Below are 20043 nucleotides of genomic sequence, written 5' to 3'. Positions count from 1 at the left end.
GTCGCCCAGCAAGGAGTTCGGGATGCATAAAGAAGGCAAGGTGGTGCCCCTGGCGGCCGCCATCGATCGGGGTGCGCGCACGCCCTTGCCTTGCCTGCCGATGCTGTTGCTGCAGGTGCGCGACAAGGCGGCCCTGCAATTGCGCCAGGGCTTGCAGGCTTTGTTCGACAACGCTGACGATACCCTCTTTGAAATGGCCGAGAAGGCTGCTGACCGTTTCGATCAGAACCTGTATTTCGAGGCTATGCGCGACTTGCGCCTCAAGCGCAAGAGCATCGAGCGCGGCTTTCTCGACAGGTTCTACGAGAGGTTCGCCCGCATAGGTGAGGCCGAGCCACTGGGCTTCGTGGCCATTACCGATCACCCGAAAAACAAGGCGCAACAGGAGCGGGCAGCGACCGTCGAGGGTATGGTTGCGCGCGTGCTGTCGCGCGACGCAATTGCCTTGGAGCAGTTGACCCTGCGTTTGCAGGCCCTGCTCGAATGTACGCTGGACCTGCAAAAAAGCCCCCTGGCGCCTGGTGCATTGTGTGGCTACTTCCTTGATGCCGGGCGTAACCTGGGTGTTGGCCTGCGGGTCAAACTGGTCCTGCTGAAGTTGTTCGAACGTTACGTGCTGCGTGATACCGACGTGCTCTATGGCGAAGCCAACCAGTTGCTGGCCGCTGCCGGCGTGCTGGCAGAGCTGCCGCCTGCGCCGCGCCGGCGTGCCGAGGACTGTCGCCTGAGCTCGCGGCGGACGCCGGCCAGCCTGGGGCCTGACGAGGCCATCGGCGCGGACAGTGCCGGCCAGGCTTTCTTCACCTCGGTGCAAGGGCTGCTGGCACCGGCCCGCGGCAGGATCGCGCCACGCTTGCAATCCATTGCCACAGCCCAGCCGATAAGCACCGCCGACCTGCTGCGCCTGCTCACGCATTTGCAGCACTATGTGCCGGCTACCTTCGACGAAGACGATTTCGACCTCGGCCAGCAGCTCGAACAGTTGCTGTTGCGGGTCAGCGTGCGCAGTGGCACCCGCCGGCGTATTGCCACGGCCGACATAGACATGATCAACCTGGTCGGCCTGCTGTTCGACTACGTCCAGGCCGATGACAACCTGCCGCACAGCCTGCGGGCGCTGATTGCCCGCCTGCACATCCCGTTGCTCAAGGTGGCATTGCTCGACAAAGGGCTGTTCAGCCGCGCCAGCCACCCTGCTCGGCGCTTGCTCAATGAGATCGCTGCAGCCTCGATCGGCTGGGAAACCGGTAGCGAAGGCCTGCGTGACAGCCTGCACCTGCGTGTAGGGCGCATCGTCCAGCGTCTGCTCAATGACTTCACCGAGGACTCGGCCCTGTTCGCCGAACTGCTGGAGGACTTCATGGCCTTCAGCCAGGATGAACGGCGGCGCAACGAACTGCTCGAACAACGCACCCGCGATGCCGAAGAAGGGCGTGCGCGCGCCGTGCAGGCTCGCCAGCAGGTGCAACAGGTACTCAACCAGCGCTTGCGCGGTCGGGTGCTGCCTCAAGCAGTCGTGCAGATGCTGGTGCAAGCCTGGAGCCAGGTGCTGCTGCTGGCCTGGCTCAAACAGGGTGAGGGCTCCGCGGCGTGGATCAACGCCCTTGCGACCATGGACACGTTGCTTGCCAGCATCATTCCCCGGCGTGATCCGCAGGCCCTGCTGCAGCAAGTGCCCGGCCTGCTCAAGGCATTGCGTGAGGGTTTGGCCGGCGTGGCGCTGGACTCGCAGGCGACCCGCGACTTTTTCCAGCAACTCGAGCAACTGCACCTGCGTGCCTGCGCAGGGGGCGAGCTACCTCCTACTCCAGGCGATCAGGCTCTGGCCGAAGTGCTGGTGGCGGAGGACATCGTGCTGGCCATGGCCGAAGAGCCCGCTTGTGCGCCGCTGCACCCGCACGACGAGCAAGCCGCACAACTGCGCGCGGTACAGCGCCTGCGCATCGGCGCCTGGATAGAAGTGCTCGACGATGACGAGCCGTTGCGCTGCAAACTGGTGGCGCGTATCGACAGCAGTGACCGCCTGGTATTCGCCAACCGCACCGGGATGAAGGTCCGCGAGTGGAACATGCTGGGCCTCGCCCAAGCACTGCGCCTTGGTGAGGTGCGGCTGCTGGACGATGGCCTGCTTTTCGAGCGGGCGCTGGAGACCGTGCTGGAAAGCTTGCGCCAGCAGCAGGTTCATTGACCTGCTACTGCAGATTCACATGCAAAGCGCGATACTGGCAGGGCATACTGCGCCTCTGTACCCAGCGTTCTTCAGGAACTGCCCCATGCAATTGGACCGTGCCACCGGCTGGTTCCACGGAAACGGAATCACCCACTGCCCTTCGCCGAACTTCAACGCGCGACCCGAGGGCGAATCGATTTCCCTGCTGGTGATCCACAACATCAGCCTGCCGCCGGCCTGCTTCGGCAGCGGCAAAGTCCAACAGTTCTTCCAGAACCGCCTGGACCCCAGCGAACATCCCTACTTTGCCAGCATCAGCCACCTGACCGTATCGGCGCACCTGTTCGTGGAGCGCGACGGTGCGGTGACCCAGTTCGTGTCGTTGCTGGACCGTGCCTGGCATGCCGGCGTGTCATGTTTTGACGGGCGAGAAGGCTGTAACGACTTTTCCATCGGTATCGAGCTGGAAGGTACCGACGACCTGCCGTACAGCGATGCCCAGTACCGTGTGCTGGAGCAACTCACCCGGCAGATTCAGGCGGCCTGGCCGGTTATCGACCTGGGCCGGATCCAGGGCCATAGCGATATTGCCCCGCAGCGCAAGACCGACCCTGGCCCGGCATTCGACTGGCAGCGTTACCGCGCAGCCGTGCAGCACAACGAGGACAAGGCATGAGTTTTCTGGTGTTGATACTGGCGTTGTGGGTCGAGAAGTTCTCCGCCCTGCGCCATCAGGTACAGCGCGATGGCTTCTTCCTGGGCGAGCTGGTGCGCCTGGAGCGCAGCGGGAAGGTGCACCCCTGGTGGAGCCTGGCCATCCTGGTGCTTGCACCCGTGGCGGTGCTGGTGTTGCTGCTGCACGTGCTCGACCCGGTGGCCTATGGTTTGCTGGCCCTGCCGGTGCACCTGCTGGTGCTGATCTACAGCCTCGGCCGCGGAGATGCCAAGGCCGCCCTTGGGCCGTTTCGCGATGCCTGGCGGCGCGGCGACGACCAGGCCGCGCTGCATGTGGCCGAGCGCGACCTGGGCCTGGTGGCTGATGAACCCCAGGCTTTGCTGGTGCGCGTGCAAGGCTACTTGTTGTGGCAGGCCTATCAGAGTTTCTTCGCCGTGATCTTCTGGTACTTCGTGCTCGGCCCCGGGGCGGCGCTGGCCTATCGCCTGCTGGCGCTGACAGGCGATAACAGTTGCCAGCCTGCGCTCAAGGCCCGGGCCGAGCAGCTGCGGCACATCATGGACTGGCTTGCGGTACGTGTGTTGGCCCTGAGTTTCGCCCTCGTCGGCAATTTCGTCGCAGTGACCCGCGTGATGCTGCACGAACTGCTCAACTGGCACATCAGCGCCGGGCACCTGGTGGCCAGGGTCGGTCGGGTTGCCGATGACATTCCCGAACAAGAGGACAGCCAGCGCGGTCTGGCTCGGCTCGATAGCCTGTGGGAGCTGCTGTTGCGCTGTGCGGTGCTGTGGTATGCGGGCTTTGCGCTGTGGACGGTGCTGGTCTGAGCGCCGGTTAACCTTAAGTTACAAACCTCCGGTTCGATCTGCGCTATACAGGTGGCCTAGTGCTACCCCTCGCAGAACAACAAGAATCCAAGGAGGTGCCCCGTGAAGCGTCTGCTCTACCCGGCAATCGCACTGATGAACCGGCTGAGCTTCGGCCAGAAGTTCAGCCTCATCAGCGCCCTGTTCTTCCTGCCCATGCTCGCCACCAGCAGCTACCTGGTGCGCGACGCCTATCAGCAGTTTCAGGCAACCCGTGCCCAATTGCAGGGTATTACCCCGCTTAGCGGCAGCTTGGCATTGCGCACCGACCTGGAAGCCCTCGGCAACCTCATGCAGATCAATGCCGTGCTCGGGCAGTCGGGCCAGGCCGGCGACCTGGAGTCACGCATCGCTGCGTTGCAGGACAAGGTCCAGGCACAGGTGCAGGCCCTGCAGGGCCATGAGTCGGTTCCCCAGGCCAAGCTGGACGAGCTGGCTGGCGCTTTTGCCAGCGCCCAGGCCGAAACGTCCTTGCAGGCCAAGGTCGCCCTGTTCGACAAGCTGCTGGCTCAAGCACAGGTGCTGAGCAAACTGGTGGCCAGCCAGTCCGGCCTCAGCCAGGACAGCCAGGTTTCGGTGCGCCAGTTGAGCGAACTGCTCGGCACTGCCACCGCCCAGGTGACCCTGGCCTTGGGCGAGGGCAGGACGATGGGCGCCATCGCGCTTGGCCGAGGGTTCATCGACTCATCCGGCAGCGTCCGCTTCGAAGACCTGCTGCAACGCCTGGAGCGTTTGGCGGCGGACTATGGCATGCGGGTGGATGAAGCCCTGGCCAGTGACCCCGGCGTCCCTGCCGACATGATCGCCGCGGCACAGGCCAGCAAGCTTTCCGTCAAGCAAGCCGCCGCGTTGTTCGAGGAGCGTGTGGTGGTCGCTGAAACCCTTGATGCGCCCTGGCCCGCCTTCTATCAACAGGTGAGTGAGCTGATGGCTCACACCTACCAACTGAACGAGCAAGTCCTTGGGCATCTGCACCTGCAGTTGCAGGAGCGTCTTGGCCAGCAGCGCCTGCGCATGGTCGCCTTGGGGGCCGTACTGGCGGGCGTTTTCGCACTGATCCTTTACCTCTACGGGGGCTTCTATGTATCGATCCGCACGACCCTGCGCAAGCTGGGCGGCGCGATGGACAAGGTGGCGGCCGGTGACATGACGGTCAGTTTCAAGGCCAACAGCCGCGACGAACTGGGCGAACTGGCCCAGGGCTTCAGCGAAACCGTGCGCCGTATCCGTTGCCTGATCGAGCAGGTCGGCCACACCGTTGTGGCGGTCGAAGCGCAGGCCGGGCAGGTACTGGCGGTATCGGCACGCAGCAGCCAGTCAGTCAGCGGCCAGCGTGAACAGATCGAGCAGGTCGCCACGGCGATGAACCAGATGAGCGCCACTGCGCAGGAAGTGGCGCGCAGCGCTGCATTGGCCGCCGATGGTGCGCAGCAGGTCAACCACGAAAGTGCCAATGGGCGCACGTTGGTGCAAGAGCAGCAGGGCAGCATTGGCCGGCTGGCAGCCGAAATCGACCAGACGGTGCTGGCGATCAATCAGCTGGCCGACGACAGCCAGGCGATCAGCCAAGTCCTGGAGGTGATCCGCAGTATCGCCGAGCAGACCAACCTGCTGGCACTCAACGCTGCAATCGAGGCAGCTCGGGCCGGTGAGCAAGGCCGGGGGTTTGCCGTGGTCGCTGATGAAGTGCGTACCTTGGCCAAGCGCACCCAGGATTCCACCGCGCAGATAGCGCAGATGATCCAGCGTTTGCAGGACGGTGTCGGGGCAGCGGTTCGCGCCATGGGCAGTAGCCATCAGATGGCTGCGGGCACGGTCGAGGAGGCACGCCAGGTGCAGCAGGCGTTGGGCAACATCCTTGGCGCGGTTGGCGGCATTGTCGAGCAGAACCAGCAGATAGCGGCGGCGGTAGAGCAGCAGACGGCGGTGGCCCATGACATCGACCAGAACATCGTGGCGATCAACCAGGCGGCACAGGACACCTCGTTGGGGGCTTGCCAGGCCGAGGATGCCAGCCGGGCATTGTCTGAGCAGGTGGTAGAGTTGAAACGGTTGATCGGGGCGTTCAGGGTTTAGCCAGTACTACCAGCCAAACAACTCACAGGCATTCTTGCTGCTGGCCTCGGCCAACACGTGCACATCAATGCCCATCACCTCAGCCAATGCCCCGGCAATCTCCGGTAGATGCTCCGGGCTGTTTCGCTCACCGGCAAACATCGCCGGGGCCATGTCCGGGGCGTCGGTTTCCAGCACGATGCTTTCCAGCGGCAGGCGCGGCAGGGTCTTGCGCAAGCGCACTGCCTGCGGCCAGGTCCCGGCACCACCCAGCCCGAGCCGGAAACCAAGCTTGATGTACTCGCGCGCCTCTTCATAACTGCCCGCGAACGCGTGGATGATCCCGGCCCGCGCCGGTTTGTAGCGCTTGAGTGTGGCAATCACCTGGGCATGGCTGCGGCGCACGTGGAGCAGGGCGGGCAGTTCGAAGTCACAGGCCATCTGCAATTGTGCTTCGAACAGCGCTTGCTGGCGCGCCTTGTCCAGGGTTTCGACGTAGTAGTCCAGGCCAAACTCGCCCACGGCGCACAGCCGCGGATCGCCCTGCAGGCGTTCAAGCCATTGGCGCAACTGCACCAGGTGCTCGGGGCGGTGCTGCTCCAGGTAGATCGGATGCAGCCCAAGCGCTGCGCGCACGCGCTCATCGCTGCAGGCCAGCTCCCACACCCGCTGGAAATTGGCCTGATAAACCCCCAGCACTACCATGCGCTCCACCCCACGCCCTGCCGCGTCAGCCAGCAGGCGCGTGCGGTCGGCATCGAAGTCGGGGAAGTCCAGGTGGGTGTGAGTGTCGATCAGGCGCATGTTCAGGCCACAGTAATACGTTGCTTGAAGGTTCGACCGATGGCATGCACGCCGGGTTCGTAGCGTTTGTCCTCGATGGCCGCCAAGGCAAGTTCCAGGGCGGTGGCGGCGATCAGGCCATGTTGCTGGGCCATGGCGTTGACCGGCAGCGGCAGAAAATCGAGCAACTGGTTGTCACCGAAGGTGCCCAGGTGCAGCAGGCGCGAATCGGCCGGGCGCGCCTGCAGGGTGTCGAACACGCCTTGCAGCAGCACGTAGGACGTCGTGACCAAGGCATCCGGCAGGCCGCCCAGCTCGTCGATCAACTGCTGCATCAAGCGCTGGCCGCATTCGCGGCTGAATGCCTCGCCTTGATAACGGCGCACGTCCCCGGCAAAACCCTGCATGGCTTCGTCGAAGCCGCCTGCGCGGGCCTGGCTGACCGACAGCTCCGGGCGCGCACCGATCAGTGCGATGCTGCGCGGTGCCGTGGCCAGCAGGCTATCGGCCAACTGGCGGCTGGCATCGCGATCATCGCTGATGACCGAACAAAAGTGTGCCGGGTTCAGGCGCCGGTCGATGGCGATAACCGGCAGGCCCTTGTCCTGCAGTTCGCGGTAGCTGTCATCTTCGGGGGGCAGGCAACTGGCGACGAACAGGGCATCGCAACGCCGGGCCCGGAACAGCTGCTGCAGTTGGCGCTCACTGTCGGGTCTGTCATCGCTGCTGGCGATCAGCAGTTGATAGCCACGGGCGCGGGCGCCTTGCTCCAGCTGCTTGGCAATGCGCGCGTAGCTGGGGTTTTCCAGGTCCGGCAGAATGAAGCCCAAGGTGCGGGTATGCCGGCTGCGCAGGCCCGCAGCCTGGGGGTTGGGCGTGAAGCCGTGGGCCTCGACCACCGCACGCACCCGCTCGACGGTGCTGTTGCTGATGCGCTGCTGTTCGGCCTTGCCATTGATGACGTAGCTGGCAGTGGTCACGGACACACCAGCCAGACGGGCGATATCGCTGAGTTTCACCGAATTTTCCTTGTTATTACCGGGGCGGGCTGTACAACCAGACCGGGCAGTTTGACCCGGGCCGGCCACCACGCGCAGACGACCATTGTCGCAATTGTCCGACAGGATGGGGCTTTTTCCCCGGAAGATTATCGAGTAACGTGGCCGCTTGGTCAGATTAAACGTTTCAGCTACTAATTTTTCTGCCTTCCCTGCCGCTCGTGCAAGGCCGTTGACTGGCTGAATACGTGAATTTCACAACAATACCTCAGTACCCGGTGCAAAAGTGCGCGCAGGGGCTGCAAAAGGAGAAGGTCATGCTCGAGCTCGCCAAAGAGCAGATAGCCATGGGCCAGACGGCCGTCGACAAAGGCCAGGCTCTGCGCCTGCTGGCGGATCGACTGGTCGCTGACGGCCTGGTCGCCGAAGGGTACCTGCAGGGCCTGCAGGCGCGCGAAGCGCAAGGTTCTACATTCCTCGGCCAAGGCATCGCCATCCCCCACGGCACGCCGCAGACCCGCGACCTGGTGTATGCCACTGGCGTGCGTTTGCTGCAGTTTCCTGAAGGCGTGGACTGGGGGGACGGCCAGATCGTCTACCTGGCCATCGGCATTGCCGCACGCTCCGACGAGCACTTGCGTTTGCTGCAGTTGCTGACCCGTGCCCTGGGCGAGACCGACCTGGCCGAAGCCCTGCGCCGTGCCAGTTCCGCCGAAGCGCTGCTCAAGCTGCTGCAGGGCGCACCCCAGGCGCTGGCGCTGGATGCGCAACTGGTCAGCTTGAACCTGCCCGCCGAAGACTTCGACGAGTTGGCCTGGCGCGGTGCCCGCCTGTTGCAGCGTGCCGGGTGTGTCGACAATGGTTTTGCCGCGGTGCTGCAGCAGGCCGAGCCCTTGCCCCTGGGCGAGGGGCTCTGGTGGCTGCACAGCGAGCGGCAGGTACGTCAGCCAGGCTTGGCCTTCGTCACCCCGCAACAGCCGCTGCGCTACCGCGACCAGCCACTCAATGGCCTGTTTTGCCTGGCCAGCCTCGGCGCTGCCCACCAGGCGCTGCTCGAGCGCCTGTGCGAGGTACTGATCGAGGGGCGCGGGCAAACGCTTTACCAGGCCACCAGCAGCCGCGCGGTACTTGAGGTGCTGGGTGGTGAGACCGCTCCCGACTGGCCCAGCGCTCGTTTCGTGCTGGCCAACCCACATGGCCTGCACGCCCGCCCGGCAAAAATCCTGGCGCAGTTGGCCAAGGGTTTTGAGGGCGAAATCCGCCTGCGTGTGCTGGACAGCGCGCAACCTGCGGTTTCGGTCAAGAGCCTGAGCAAGCTGCTCAGCCTTGGCGCACGCCGTGGTCAGGAACTGGAGCTGCTGGCCGAGCCGTCCATTGCCGGTGATGCCTTGCCGGTACTGCTGGCGGCAATCGAGCAGGGCTTGGGTGAGGACGTTGAGCCATTGCCGAAAACTGCGGCTGCGGTGAACCCAGCGCCCGTCGAGGTGTTGCAGGCGCCGGCTGCCGGTAGCCGTATCCAGGCCGTGGCTGCGGCCCCCGGCATTGCCAGTGGGCCCGCCCATGTCTGCGTCGAGCGTGACATCGATTATCCGCTGCGTGGCGAATCGCCAGCGCAGGAGCGGGTCAAGCTGCGCCGGGCACTGGAGACGGTGAACGCCGAGCTGCAGGCCCTGGTGCAGCGCAGCGACAAGGCCGTTGGCGAGATCTTCGTCACCCATCAGGAAATGCTCGCCGACCCTGCACTGGCCGACGATGTCGAACTGCGTCTGGCCCAGGGTGAAAGCGCCGCCGCCGCGTGGATGGCCGTGATCGAAGCGGCGGCCCGCCAACAAGAGGCGCTGCATGATGCGCTGCTCGCCGAGCGTGCTGCCGACCTGCGCGATATCGGCCGCCGGGTGCTGGCGCAGTTGTGCGGTGTGCAGACGCAGGCCGAGCCTGAGCAACCTTACGTGCTGGTGATGGGCGAAGTCGGCCCTTCTGATGTGGCCCGCCTGGACCCGGCGCGGGTTGCCGGTATCGTCACCGCCCATGGCGGCGCAACCGCTCACAGCGCGATCGTTGCGCGGGCCTTGGGCATCCCGGCGGTGGTCGGCGCGGGGGCGGCGATTCTGCTGCTTGAACCAGGTACGCCGCTGTTGCTCGATGGCCAGCGCGGCGTAGTCAGCGTCGCCCCGCCAGCCGATGAGTTGCAACGTGCGCTGGCCGAGCGTGACCTGCGCGAGCAGCGCCTGCAAGCAGCCTGGGCCAACCGTCATGAGCCAGCGGTAACCCGCGATGGCCATGCCGTCGAAGTATTCGCCAACATCGGCCAGAGCGGCGGCATCGACAAGGTGGTGGAGCAGGGCGCCGAAGGTATCGGCCTGCTGCGCACCGAGCTGATCTTCATGGCCCACTCGCAGGTGCCGGATGTCGCCACCCAGGAAGCCGAATATCGCCGTGTGCTCGATGGGCTGGGCGGGCGGCCACTGGTAGTGCGCACCCTCGATGTGGGCGGTGACAAACCGTTGCCCTACTGGCCGATCGCTGCCGAGGAAAACCCCTTCCTCGGTGTGCGGGGCGTGCGCCTGACCTTGCAGCGCCCGCAGATCATGGAAGACCAGCTCCGGGCCCTGCTGCGCGCCGCGGATCAGCGCCCGTTGCGCATCATGTTCCCGATGGTCGGCCAGGTGCATGAGTGGCGGGAGGCGAGGGCGATGGTCGAGCGCCTGCGCGAGGAAATTCCGGTAGCCGACCTGCAACTGGGCATCATGGTCGAAGTGCCGTCCGCCGCTTTGCTGGCGCCACAATTGGCCCGCGAAGTGGACTTTTTCAGTATCGGCACCAACGACCTGACCCAGTACACCTTGGCCATCGACCGTGGCCACCCCAGCCTGTCGGCCCAGGCCGACGGCCTGCACCCGGCCGTGCTGAGCCTGATCGACATGACCGTGCGCGCTGCCCATGCCGAGGGCAAGTGGGTAGGGGTGTGCGGTGAACTGGCCGCCGACCCGCAGGCGGTGGCGGTGCTGCTGGGCCTGGACGTGGACGAACTGAGCGTGGCCGCCCGCAGCGTTGCCGAAGTCAAGGCCCTGGTTCGCCAGGCCGATCATCAGACGGCCCGCGCCCTGGCGCGCGAGGCCCTGCAACAAGACAGCGCCGCAGCGGTTCGCGCGCTGGTGGAGCGTTACTGAATGGCCAAGATCCTTACCCTGACCCTGAACCCGGCGCTGGACATCACCGTCAGCCTCGATGCCCTGCGCCCCGGGCACGTCAACCGTGCCCAGGACCAGCACAGCCATGCCGCCGGCAAAGGGCTGAACGTGGCCCAGGTACTGGCCGACCTGGGGCACAGCGTGACCGTCGGTGGTTTCCTTGGCCAGGGCAACCTGCAACCGTTCGAGGCGTTGATCGAATGGCGCGGCTTTGCCGATTGCTTCGTGCGTGTACCGGGTGAGACGCGCAGCAACCTCAAACTGGTCGAGGCTGATGGCCGGGTGACCGACATCAATGGCCAAGGCCCCCAGGTCGATGAGGCCGCATGTGAGGCCCTGATGCGCCTGCTTGAACAGGTCGCCCCCGGGCATGACGCCGTGGTGGTAGCTGGGAGCCTGCCACGCGGTATCAGCCCGGACTGGTTCGCCCGGTTGCTCGAACAGCTCAAGGGCCAAGGCCTGAAGGTTGCCCTGGACAGCAGCGGTGCGGCCCTGCGCGCAGGCCTGCAGAGCGCCCCCTGGCTGGTCAAGCCGAACACCGAAGAGCTGGGCGAAGTGCTTGGCCTTGACGTGCACAGCGCCGCCGAACAGCAGGCTGCCGCCCAGCGACTGCTGGCCACCGGTGTCGAGCACGTGGTGGTGTCGGCGGGGGAGCAGGGCGTCAGCTGGTTTACAGCTGGCCACGCGCTGCACGCCCAGCCACCGCAGGTGCAGGTTGCCAGCACGGTGGGCGCGGGCGATTCGCTGGTGGCGGGCATGGTGCACGGCCTGCTGCTGGCTGAAGCGCCTGCGCAGACCCTGCGCCGCGCCACGGCCATCGCCGCCCAGGCCGTGACCCAGGTCGGTTTCGGTATCCGTGACCGCGAGCAACTGGCGCGCCTGGAGGCCGCCGTGCAACTGACAGAACAACAAGAGGCTCGCCGATGAACATTGCCATTGTCACCGCCTGCCCCAACGGCCAGGTGTCCAGCGTGCTGAGCGCGCGCCTGCTGGCCGCTGCCGCCCAGCGCCGCGGCTGGAAAACCTGCGTGGAAGTGCAGGATGCCGAGCATCCCGACCGCCAGCTGAGCGCCGCGCAGATCGCTGATGCCGACTGGGTGCTGGTTGTCAGCACCGGGCCGGTTGACCTGGCCCGCTTCGCGGGCAAGCGTTTGTTCCAGAGCACACCGGCGCAAGCGCTGGCCGACCGTGAAGGTTTCCTCGACGAGGCGGCCGCAAATGCCCAGGTACAGGCCGATACTCATCAAGCCGAACAGCCCCTGGCCACTGCTGCGGCCAAGCTCGTCGCGGTAACCGCCTGCCCGACTGGCGTGGCGCACACGTTCATGGCAGCCGAAGCGTTGCAGCAGGCCGCGCAACAGCTTGGCTATCAACTGACGGTAGAAACCCAAGGCTCGGTCGGCGCGCGCAACCCGCTGTCGGCCCAGGCCATCGCCGAAGCCGACGTGGTGCTGCTGGCCGCCGATATCGAAGTGCCCACGGCCCGTTTTGCCGGCAAGCGGATCTACCGTTGCGGTACCGGCATCGCCCTCAAGCAGGCCCGCGCCACGCTGGACAAGGCCCTGGCCGAGGCCAAGGTGGAAAGCGCAGGTGACGCTGCAGCCGCTTCAAGTGCCGGCAAGGCCGAGAAAACCGGTGTTTATAAACACTTGCTGACCGGTGTTTCTTTCATGCTGCCGATGGTGGTGGCAGGGGGCTTGCTGATCGCCCTGTCGTTCGTCTTCGGCATCGAAGCCTACAAGGAACCGGGCACCCTGCCGGCTGCATTGATGCAGATCGGCGGCGAGGCCGCATTCAAGCTGATGGTGCCGTTGCTGGCGGGGTATATCGCCTGGTCCATTGCCGACCGCCCGGGCCTGGCGCCCGGCATGATCGGCGGCCTGCTGGCCAGCACCCTGGGGGCCGGTTTCATCGGCGGTATCGTCGCCGGCTTCCTCGCCGGTTACAGCGCCAAAGCCATTGCGCGCTGGGCACGCCTGCCGAGCAGCCTCGATGCGCTCAAACCGATCCTGATCATTCCGCTGCTGGCGAGCCTGTTCACAGGCCTGGTGATGATCTACGTGGTCGGCCAACCGGTGGCCGCCATGCTCGAAGGCCTGACGCAGTTTCTCGACAGCATGGGCACCACCAACGCCATCCTCCTCGGGCTGCTGCTTGGCGGCATGATGTGCATCGACCTGGGCGGGCCGATCAACAAAGCGGCCTATGCCTTTTCGGTAGGGCTGCTGGCATCCTCGAGCTACGCGCCGATGGCGGCGACCATGGCAGCCGGCATGGTGCCGCCGATCGGCCTCGGTATCGCCACGTTCCTGGCCCGGCGCAAGTTCGCCCAGAGCGAGCGCGAGGCCGGCAAGGCCGCTCTGGTGCTGGGGTTGTGCTTCATTTCCGAAGGCGCCATCCCGTTCGCCGCCAAAGACCCGCTGCGGGTCATCCCGGCAAGTATCGCTGGCGGCGCATTGACCGGCGCGCTGTCGATGTATTTCGGTTGCAAGCTGATGGCGCCCCATGGCGGGCTGTTCGTGCTGCTGATTCCCAATGCGATCAACCATGCGCTGCTGTACCTGCTGGCCATTGTCGCGGGTAGCCTGCTGACGGCGGTGGTGTATGCGCTGATCAAGAAGAGCGAGCGGGTGGAAATGGTCGTGGCGCCGGCCAAGGGCTAGGGCGTTCGATCATCGCTGGCCTCATCGCTGGCAATTCGGCTCCCCAGTTACCCCACGGCTCTCAAGGCCAGGGGTGTACCTGTGGAAGCCGGCTTGCCGGCGATAGTCCGCAACAGGCTCAGCGCCGATGCTTTTGCCGCAACGGCACCAGCAGATCCCCCAGGCCGTTGTGATCGACCTCGTGCATCAACGCCAGCAACCCACCCAGCTCACCCGCCGGAAACCCCTTGCGCGCAAACCATGCCAGGTAGTCACCCGGCAGGTCGGCGATGATCCGCCCTTGGTATTTGCCGAAGGGCATGGTGCGGATTACCAGCAGTTCAAGGGTTTCCGGTTTCATCGGCAGTGCCTGGCAATGGAAGTGCGCCGACCATACTGCAATCTGCACGAGCGCCCAAGCGGCAATCATGCATAACGCCGTTTTCCAGCGAGGCGTTATTTTTTTAACCTATTGTTTTTAAAGTAATTTTATTCAATGGAAAGCTTGGCACGAAGGCTGCTCCTGTTTACATGACTATTACCTGCCAAGGAGTTTCAGCCATGAGCGACCTCAACAAAGACGTAATCGACGTGCTCAACAACCTGATCGAGTACAGCAAGGACGGCGAGAAAGGGTTCAAGGAGTCGGCCGATGATGTGAAAAACCCGGAGCTCAAAGCGTTCTTCGTCCAGCGCGCTGGCGAATGCGCCAATGCAGCAGGCGAACTGCAGAGTGAAGTGCGCCGCCTGGGTGGCGACCCGGAAACCTCCACCAGCGTCAGCGGCGACCTGCACCGCGGCTGGGTAAACCTCAAGTCGATGGTTACCGGTAAGGATGAAGAGGCTGTGCTCAACGAAGTAGAGCGCGGTGAAGACCACGCCCTCAAAGCCTACAAGGAAGCGCGTGAGAAGCTGGTCAAGCTGGGCCGCTCCGTCAGTGATTCGAGCTATATGCTCGTGGAAAAGCAACTGCAGGGCGTACAGCGTAACCACGACCAAGTGAAGGCACTGCGCAACGCCGCACGCGCCCGCTCCTAATCCGCAGGGCCCTCTACCCGGTTTCGGCCTTTGGCCTTGGCCCGGTAGAGCGCCTCATCCGCGGCACCCAGCATGGTCGCGAGGTCTTGTTGGGTGCCGGGGGTGTGTACGCTGATGCCGATGCTCACCGTCACCGCGTGTACATCATCGGCAAAAGGTGCCAACGCCTCGACATGCGACCGGATCCTCTCTGCCAGCAAACGGGCACCGGCCAGTTCGGTTTCCGGCAAAACCACCTGAAACTCCTCCCCCCCATACCGCGCCGCCAGGTCTGCCGGGCGTCGTATGCACTGTTCGATCGTCTTGGCCACTTCACGTAAGGCGTGATCGCCTCCTGCGTGACCATGGCGTTGGTTGAATGCCTTGAAGTGATCCACATCCACCATCAGCACGGCCAACGGCTTACGGTTGCGCTGGGCGCGCGCCCACTCCTGGCGTAACACCTGATCCAGCCGGCGACGGTTGGCCAGGCCCGTCAGGCTATCCGTTGCTGCCAGTCTGGCCAGACCCTGTTCCGCCTCATGCCTGCGGCGCAATTCGCGGCCCAGCAACAGGGTGAGCCAGAGAATGCCGATGCACAGCACGCCTGTGGCAATACTGACCACCAACGCCGTGCGGCGCCATGACTGGAACACCTCATCGGCAGAATGCACCACCAGTATGATCAACGGCAGGTCGGCGACCCGGGCGAAGGTGTACATGCGCTGGGTGCCATAGATGCTGGAGCGGGCTGTAAAGCTGCCGCTGCGCTCGCCCAGGATGCGTTTGAAGTTGGGGCGGTCGGCGAAGCTGGTGCCGACCAACGGGTCCTGATCGCGGCGCGGCTGGCGGGCGAGCAACTGGCCGTCGACGTTGAGCAGGTTGATGCTGCTTTCATGGCCGATATCAAGGCGCTGGAACAGTTCACTGAAATAGGAGAGGCGCAGGGCTCCGGCGGCTACCCCGGCAAAGCTGCCATCGGCTGCGGAGATGCGCCGGCTGAAACTGATGCACCAGTCGAGGTCGCCGAGCCGTGCCTTGAACGGCGGGCTGATCAACAAGCCCAGGCCAGGGTCGCGGCGATGGGCCCGGAAGTCGAAGGTGTCGGCGAAATTGGCCTGGCGCGGGGTGACGCTGGTGGAGTCGCCCACGACGTCGCCATTGGCATCGAGCCAGAGAATATCGCCGCGCACAGGGGCCGCGAACGTCTGGTTGAAAAGGATCTGCTGGCGCAGGTTGGGGGCGACCTGCAGCAGTTCGGGATGCTGCACGGCCCAGATCAGCCCGCGCAGGGATTGGTCGTAAAGTTCGACGTTGCGCAGGATATCGCTTTCGATCAGCTGGACGATATTGCTAGAGGAGCGGATGGCCGATTGCTCGACACTCTCGCGCTCGCGCCCCAACAGATAACTGACGATGCCCACGATAGCGAGCACGGCGATGCAACTGCCCAGATTGAGGATCAGCTCGGGGTGCGACCTGTAGAGTGCGAGACGCGGTAATCGAGTGGGCATGCGCGCTACTGCTGAGGCAGGGCCGGTTGCGGCGGGCGACATTCTAGGGAAGTGATGATTGTCGGACAAGATTTGTCCGACGGAATCATGCATTGGGCTGCTGTGCAGCCCATCGCCGGCAAGCCAGCGCCTACCGGTCGGCACACACCGTGTGGGGCTGACTTGCGGTCCCAGGTCAGAACACGTTCAACGGATAATCGACGATCACCCGCAATTCGTCGTTATCGCTGTTGTTGTCGATCGACGCATACCCCTGGCTGCCGCGGTGTACGGCATAGCGCACCAGCACCGACAGGTCCTTGAAGTCGCCTTCCTGGAACACGTACTTCACGTCCAGGTCACGTTCCCAGTGCTGGGCGTTCTTGCCATCGGCGCGGTAGTAGTCGTAGTGGGTGTTGTTCTGGTCAGCCTTGGTCAGGTCCGCCTCGCCGCGCGAGTACGACACGGTGGTGCTCAGCCCTGGCATGCCGAGCCCGGCGAAGTCATAGCCGTACTGCAGCTTCCACGAACGCTCGTTGGGTGCGTTGAAGTCCGAGTACATGCGCGAGTTGTCCAGGTACACGCTGTCGCCCAGGTTGATGTAGTCGAACGGCGTGTCGCCATTGACCCGCTGGTAGGCGGCGGTAACGCTGTGGTAGCCGGCGTTGACGGTGAAGTGCACGCTGTAGGTGTTGTTGTCGATCTTGCCCAGCAGCGCCTGGCCGGTGTCTTGGGTGTGATAGAAGTGCACGCCCGGGTTGAGGCTGACCAGGTCGTTGACCACGTAGGTGTAGTCGAAATCAGCGTAGTACTGGTTCCAGATATCCTTCAGCTCGGCGGCGTAAAGGTTGGCAGTGATGTTCTCGGTGCCGCTCCACGACGCGCCAGCCCAGTTCAGATGCTTGCTTTTGTCGTGCTCATCCAGCGAGCCGTAGTAGGTGTCGATGCGGCGGTGGCCGCTCTGGTTGTACGGCTTGGTGAAGCTGACCTGGCCACCTTCGAGCAGCAGGCCGTCGATGCTGGTGTTGGTCAGGCTGACGCCACGGAAGGTTTGCGGCAGCATGCGGGTTTCGCCGCCGGCGATTACCGGGTTGGTAAGGAACAGGTCACCGGCCTTGAGTTCGGTGTCCAAGGCCTTGAGCTTGACCGCCGCGCCTGCGGTGGAGAACGAGTGCGGGGCTGCGCCCAGTTCGCCGTTGTCCTTCACGTGTTCGGGCAGGATGCTGGTGCCGGCATGGCCGCCACCGCCATCGAGCTTCAAGCCCAGCATGGCGTGCGCATCGAGGCCAAAGCCGATTACGCCTGGCGTGTAGCCCGACTCGAAGCGGGCAACTGCGCCTTGGCCCCACTCGCGGGTGTCGCGCACGCCGCTGTTGTGGTTGTCGCGGTTGAAGTAGGCGTTACGAAAATGCAGGTTGAAGGACGAGCCTTCGATGAAGCCATCAGCCTTGTCTTCATCTGCCTGGGCGGCGAAAGGCATCGTTGCGGTCAATGCAATGAACAGCGGGGTAACACGAAACGCGGAAGGCACCGGTACTAGCTCCTTTGGTCTGACGGTGGGGCAGTTTTTATTTTTGAATGTGCAACTTTCTTGTTAGAGAAATAACGGCCGGGCTGATCGTCAAAGCACATAAAAAAAGCCGCTGATCGGCAGCGGCTTTAAAAGGCTAACATATCGGCACCGGCGGTGCCCATGGTGTAGCCGGGGGGAAACGGGAGCGGCATCGTTGCGCGATCAGCTCTCGGCATTGGCGTCGAGGGAAACCTTGGAAGCTGTCTGTTCTGCATCTTTGCCTGCGTCGGCCTTGTGCGCTACGGCCTCGCGGGCTTCCTGGTGAACAGCTGCAAGCTCTGCATTACGGGCGACGAAAGCCGGAGATTCTTCGGCCATGGCCAGGGGCGACAACAACAGGGAAGACAGAACGAAAACGCTGGCAATACCCATACTGTTGGACATGTTGAAACTACCTTCTTGCGGTGCAAGTGCTAATGGAGACAGGGCTAAAGTTAGTCTCTTCATTGCCTTGGAAACAGCACCGGGCGCGATAAGCACTGTTGCGCAAAAGGTAACTATCCCTGCGAAAAACACTAGATCTTCGCCGCAAAACCCTGCAGTTGAGCGTTTGGCAGGCGAATGCCGAAGGTGTTGGCACCCGCCTCGCTGCGCACAAAAACCTCGCCCCCATGCATCAGCGCAATCGCCTTGACGATGGCCAACCCCAACCCGTGATTGCCCCCGCCACTGTTGCTGCGCGCCGCATCCACCCGGTAGAACCGCTCGAACAGCAGAGGCAGGTGATCATCGTCGATAGCCGGCCCTGGGTTGCTCACGGCAATGCTGACCTGCTCCGGCCCGGCATCGATATGCACGCGGATCACTTGGTGCGGCGCGGTATGCTGCACGGCATTGTTCAGCAGGTTGATCAACGCCCGGCGCAACTGGGCTTTTTCTATGGGGGCCTGGGCATCGCCGCTGACAGTGACGCTGACCTGGGCGTCTTCGAGGATGTAGTCGAGGTAATCGAGCGTGGTGGCCACTTCGTCGGCCAGCGATACCTGGGTCAGGGCGGTGGCCTTGCTGCCCTGGTCGGCGCTGGCGAGGAACAGCATGTCGTTGATGATGCTGCGCAGGCGTTCAAGTTCTTCCAGGTTCGATTGCAGCACCTCGAAGTAGTGTTCGGCGCTGCGCCCCCGGGTGAGGGCGACCTGGGTCTGGCCGATCAGGTTGGTCAGCGGCGAGCGCAGTTCGTGGGCAACGTCGGCGTTGAACGCTTCCAGCTGCGAATAGGCCTGGCTGACCCGGTCGAGCGCCGCGTTGAAAGCACCGGCGAATTGCGCCAGTTCCGGGGCCAGGTTGACAGTTTGCAGGCGGCCATCCAGGCGTGGGGGGGCCAAGGCCTGCGCCTCGTTGGACAGCGCCAGCAGCGGGCGCAGGCCAATGCGCGCCACCCAGTAGCCGAGCACCGAGGCCAGCAGCACTCCGAGCACCGCCAGCCCGACGATGGCCACCAGCAGGCTGTGCTGGGCCTGCCAGAAGGTCTCGGTATCGATGGCGATCAGAAAGCGCAGTGGCGGGCGAGCGGCCAGGGCCGGCAACTCGCTGACCAGCACCTTGTAAGGGTAGGGCCGGTCAGGCAGGCGCAGGTCGCGCATCCCCTCCGGGCCTTCGGCGAATGCGCGTACCCTTTCGCTGGGGTGGCCATATTCGAACGCCGGGTCGCTGCCGACCACCCAGAAGCGGATGCGTTTGTCTTCCTCGCTGAGCAGGTTGAGCTTGTTGCTGATCTTTGCCCAATGCTCCGGTGTGCCGAAGCGGTTGAGGGTGGATTCAAGCACGCTGAAGCGGGCGTCCAGTTCGGCCGCCGGCAGCATGTCCAGGCTGTGGTCGACCTGGCGGTACAGTGCCGAACCGATCAACAGGAACACGCCCATCGCCACCAGGATGAACAGCGCCGACAGGCGCAGTGCGATGGAGTTAACCGGCACGGTTTTCCAGGACATAGCCCATGCCTCGGATGGTATGCAGCAGCTTGTTGTCGAATGGCCCGTCGAGCTTGGCGCGCAGGCGCTTGATGGCCACTTCGACGACATTGGCATCGCTGTCGAAGTTGATGTCCCAGACCAGCTCGGCGATGGCGGTCTTGGAGAGGATTTCGCCCTGGCGCCTGGCCAGCACGCTGAGCAGCGAGAACTCCTTGGCGGTCAGGTCCAGGCGTTGGCCGCCGCGGCTGGCCTTGCGCGCCATCAGGTCGATCCACAGGTCGCCGACCTGCACCTGCAGCGGCTCGTGGCTGCCGCTGCGCCGGGTCAGGGCCTGCAGGCGGGCGACCAGTTCAAGGAAGGAGAACGGCTTGCCAAGGTAATCGTCGGCACCTTCGCGCAGGCCGTGGATGCGGTCCTCGACACGCTCGCGGGCGGTGAGCATGATCACCGGCGTCTGCTTGCGCGCACGCAAGGCACGCAGCACGCCATAGCCATCCAGGCCCGGCAGCATCACATCGAGCACGATCACCGCATAGTCACCTTCAAGCGCCAGGTGCAGGCCGTCGATGCCGTCCCGCGCGAGGTCGACGGTAAAGCCTTGCTCGCTCAGGCCGCGGTGCAGGTAGTCAGCGGTTTTCTCTTCGTCTTCGATGATCAGCACACGCATGG

The 20043-nt window shown here is 64.2% G+C and carries 16 protein-coding genes; 8 read left to right on the top strand and 8 right to left on the bottom strand.

Annotated features, from left to right (window positions below; genetic code table 11):
• Positions 1-22 precede the first annotated feature (22 nt).
• The 4 genes from JOE27_RS12500 to JOE27_RS12485 all read left to right on the top strand — a co-directional run bounded on the left by JOE27_RS12500 (position 23) and on the right by JOE27_RS12485 (position 5788).
• Positions 23-2188, top strand: a complete 2166-nt coding sequence (locus tag JOE27_RS12500) for a DUF1631 domain-containing protein (protein WP_204918863.1) — start codon at positions 23-25, stop codon at positions 2186-2188.
• Positions 2189-2273: 85 nt separating this feature from the next.
• Complete coding sequence (gene ampD, locus JOE27_RS12495; protein WP_046784524.1) at positions 2274-2846, top strand: 1,6-anhydro-N-acetylmuramyl-L-alanine amidase AmpD; 573 nt, start codon at positions 2274-2276, stop codon at positions 2844-2846.
• Complete coding sequence (gene ampE, locus JOE27_RS12490; RefSeq protein ID WP_046784523.1) at positions 2843-3673, top strand: regulatory signaling modulator protein AmpE; 831 nt, start codon at positions 2843-2845, stop codon at positions 3671-3673. The genes ampD and ampE overlap by 4 nt, the downstream gene beginning before the upstream one ends.
• A 102-nt stretch (positions 3674-3775) precedes the next feature.
• Entirely contained in the window at positions 3776-5788 is a 2013-nt protein-coding gene (locus JOE27_RS12485; protein WP_204918861.1) for a methyl-accepting chemotaxis protein, read from the top strand.
• Positions 5789-5794: 6 nt separating this feature from the next.
• Here the strand turns inward: JOE27_RS12485 and JOE27_RS12480 are convergent, their stop codons facing one another.
• Both JOE27_RS12480 and cra read right to left on the bottom strand, forming a co-directional pair.
• Positions 5795-6571 carry a TatD family hydrolase gene (locus tag JOE27_RS12480; RefSeq protein ID WP_115273886.1) on the bottom strand — a complete coding sequence of 259 codons (777 nt, stop codon included), beginning with the start codon at positions 6569-6571 and terminating at the stop codon, positions 5795-5797.
• Between the two features lie 2 nt (positions 6572-6573).
• Entirely contained in the window at positions 6574-7569 is a 996-nt protein-coding gene (cra, locus tag JOE27_RS12475; RefSeq protein ID WP_012316208.1) for a catabolite repressor/activator, read from the bottom strand.
• Between the two features lie 296 nt (positions 7570-7865).
• On the opposite strand from cra, the gene ptsP reads away from it, so the two are divergent.
• From ptsP to JOE27_RS12460, 3 genes are read left to right on the top strand one after another with little or no spacing between them, the layout of a single operon-like run.
• Complete coding sequence (gene ptsP, locus JOE27_RS12470) at positions 7866-10718, top strand: phosphoenolpyruvate--protein phosphotransferase (RefSeq protein ID WP_204918859.1); 2853 nt, start codon at positions 7866-7868, stop codon at positions 10716-10718.
• A complete protein-coding gene (pfkB, locus tag JOE27_RS12465; protein ID WP_046784519.1) occupies positions 10719-11666 on the top strand; it encodes a 1-phosphofructokinase in 948 nt (315 codons plus the stop codon).
• The gene (locus JOE27_RS12460) at positions 11663-13402 is read left to right on the top strand and encodes a PTS fructose-like transporter subunit IIB (RefSeq protein WP_115273890.1); all 1740 of its coding nucleotides are present in this window, start codon (positions 11663-11665) and stop codon (positions 13400-13402) included. The genes pfkB and JOE27_RS12460 overlap by 4 nt, the downstream gene beginning before the upstream one ends.
• A gap of 118 nt (positions 13403-13520) precedes the next feature.
• Here the strand turns inward: JOE27_RS12460 and JOE27_RS12455 are convergent, their stop codons facing one another.
• Complete coding sequence (locus tag JOE27_RS12455; RefSeq protein ID WP_012316204.1) at positions 13521-13742, bottom strand: DUF3820 family protein; 222 nt, start codon at positions 13740-13742, stop codon at positions 13521-13523.
• Positions 13743-13942: 200 nt separating this feature from the next.
• Between JOE27_RS12455 and JOE27_RS12450 the strand changes: the two genes are divergently transcribed.
• Positions 13943-14419, top strand: coding sequence for a PA2169 family four-helix-bundle protein (locus JOE27_RS12450; RefSeq protein ID WP_046784517.1), 477 nt, complete (start codon positions 13943-13945; stop codon positions 14417-14419).
• Here the strand turns inward: JOE27_RS12450 and JOE27_RS12445 are convergent.
• From JOE27_RS12445 to JOE27_RS12425, 5 genes are all read right to left on the bottom strand, one after another.
• Positions 14416-15912 carry a sensor domain-containing diguanylate cyclase gene (locus tag JOE27_RS12445; RefSeq protein WP_115273892.1) on the bottom strand — a complete coding sequence of 499 codons (1497 nt, stop codon included), beginning with the start codon at positions 15910-15912 and terminating at the stop codon, positions 14416-14418. The two genes, JOE27_RS12450 and JOE27_RS12445, sit on opposite strands and share 4 nt — an antisense overlap.
• A 175-nt stretch (positions 15913-16087) precedes the next feature.
• The gene (locus tag JOE27_RS12440) at positions 16088-17422 is read right to left on the bottom strand and encodes an OprD family porin (RefSeq protein WP_119687758.1); all 1335 of its coding nucleotides are present in this window, start codon (positions 17420-17422) and stop codon (positions 16088-16090) included.
• Positions 17423-17626: 204 nt separating this feature from the next.
• Positions 17627-17848 (bottom strand): hypothetical protein, encoded by a 222-nt coding sequence (locus tag JOE27_RS12435; protein ID WP_115273894.1) that lies wholly within the window; start codon positions 17846-17848, stop codon positions 17627-17629.
• Positions 17849-17979: 131 nt separating this feature from the next.
• Positions 17980-19392, bottom strand: coding sequence for a heavy metal sensor histidine kinase (locus JOE27_RS12430; protein WP_115273895.1), 1413 nt, complete (start codon positions 19390-19392; stop codon positions 17980-17982).
• Positions 19367-20041 carry a heavy metal response regulator transcription factor gene (locus JOE27_RS12425; RefSeq protein WP_012316198.1) on the bottom strand — a complete coding sequence of 225 codons (675 nt, stop codon included), beginning with the start codon at positions 20039-20041 and terminating at the stop codon, positions 19367-19369. Before JOE27_RS12425 ends, JOE27_RS12430 begins: the two co-directional genes overlap by 26 nt.
• Positions 20042-20043: the final 2 nt, after the last annotated feature.

The organism is Pseudomonas sp. M5 (assembly GCF_016907075.1).
In the GTDB taxonomy this organism is placed as follows: domain Bacteria; phylum Pseudomonadota; class Gammaproteobacteria; order Pseudomonadales; family Pseudomonadaceae; genus Aquipseudomonas; species Aquipseudomonas putida_E.
This window is presented reverse-complemented; position numbering and strand designations above follow the sequence as displayed.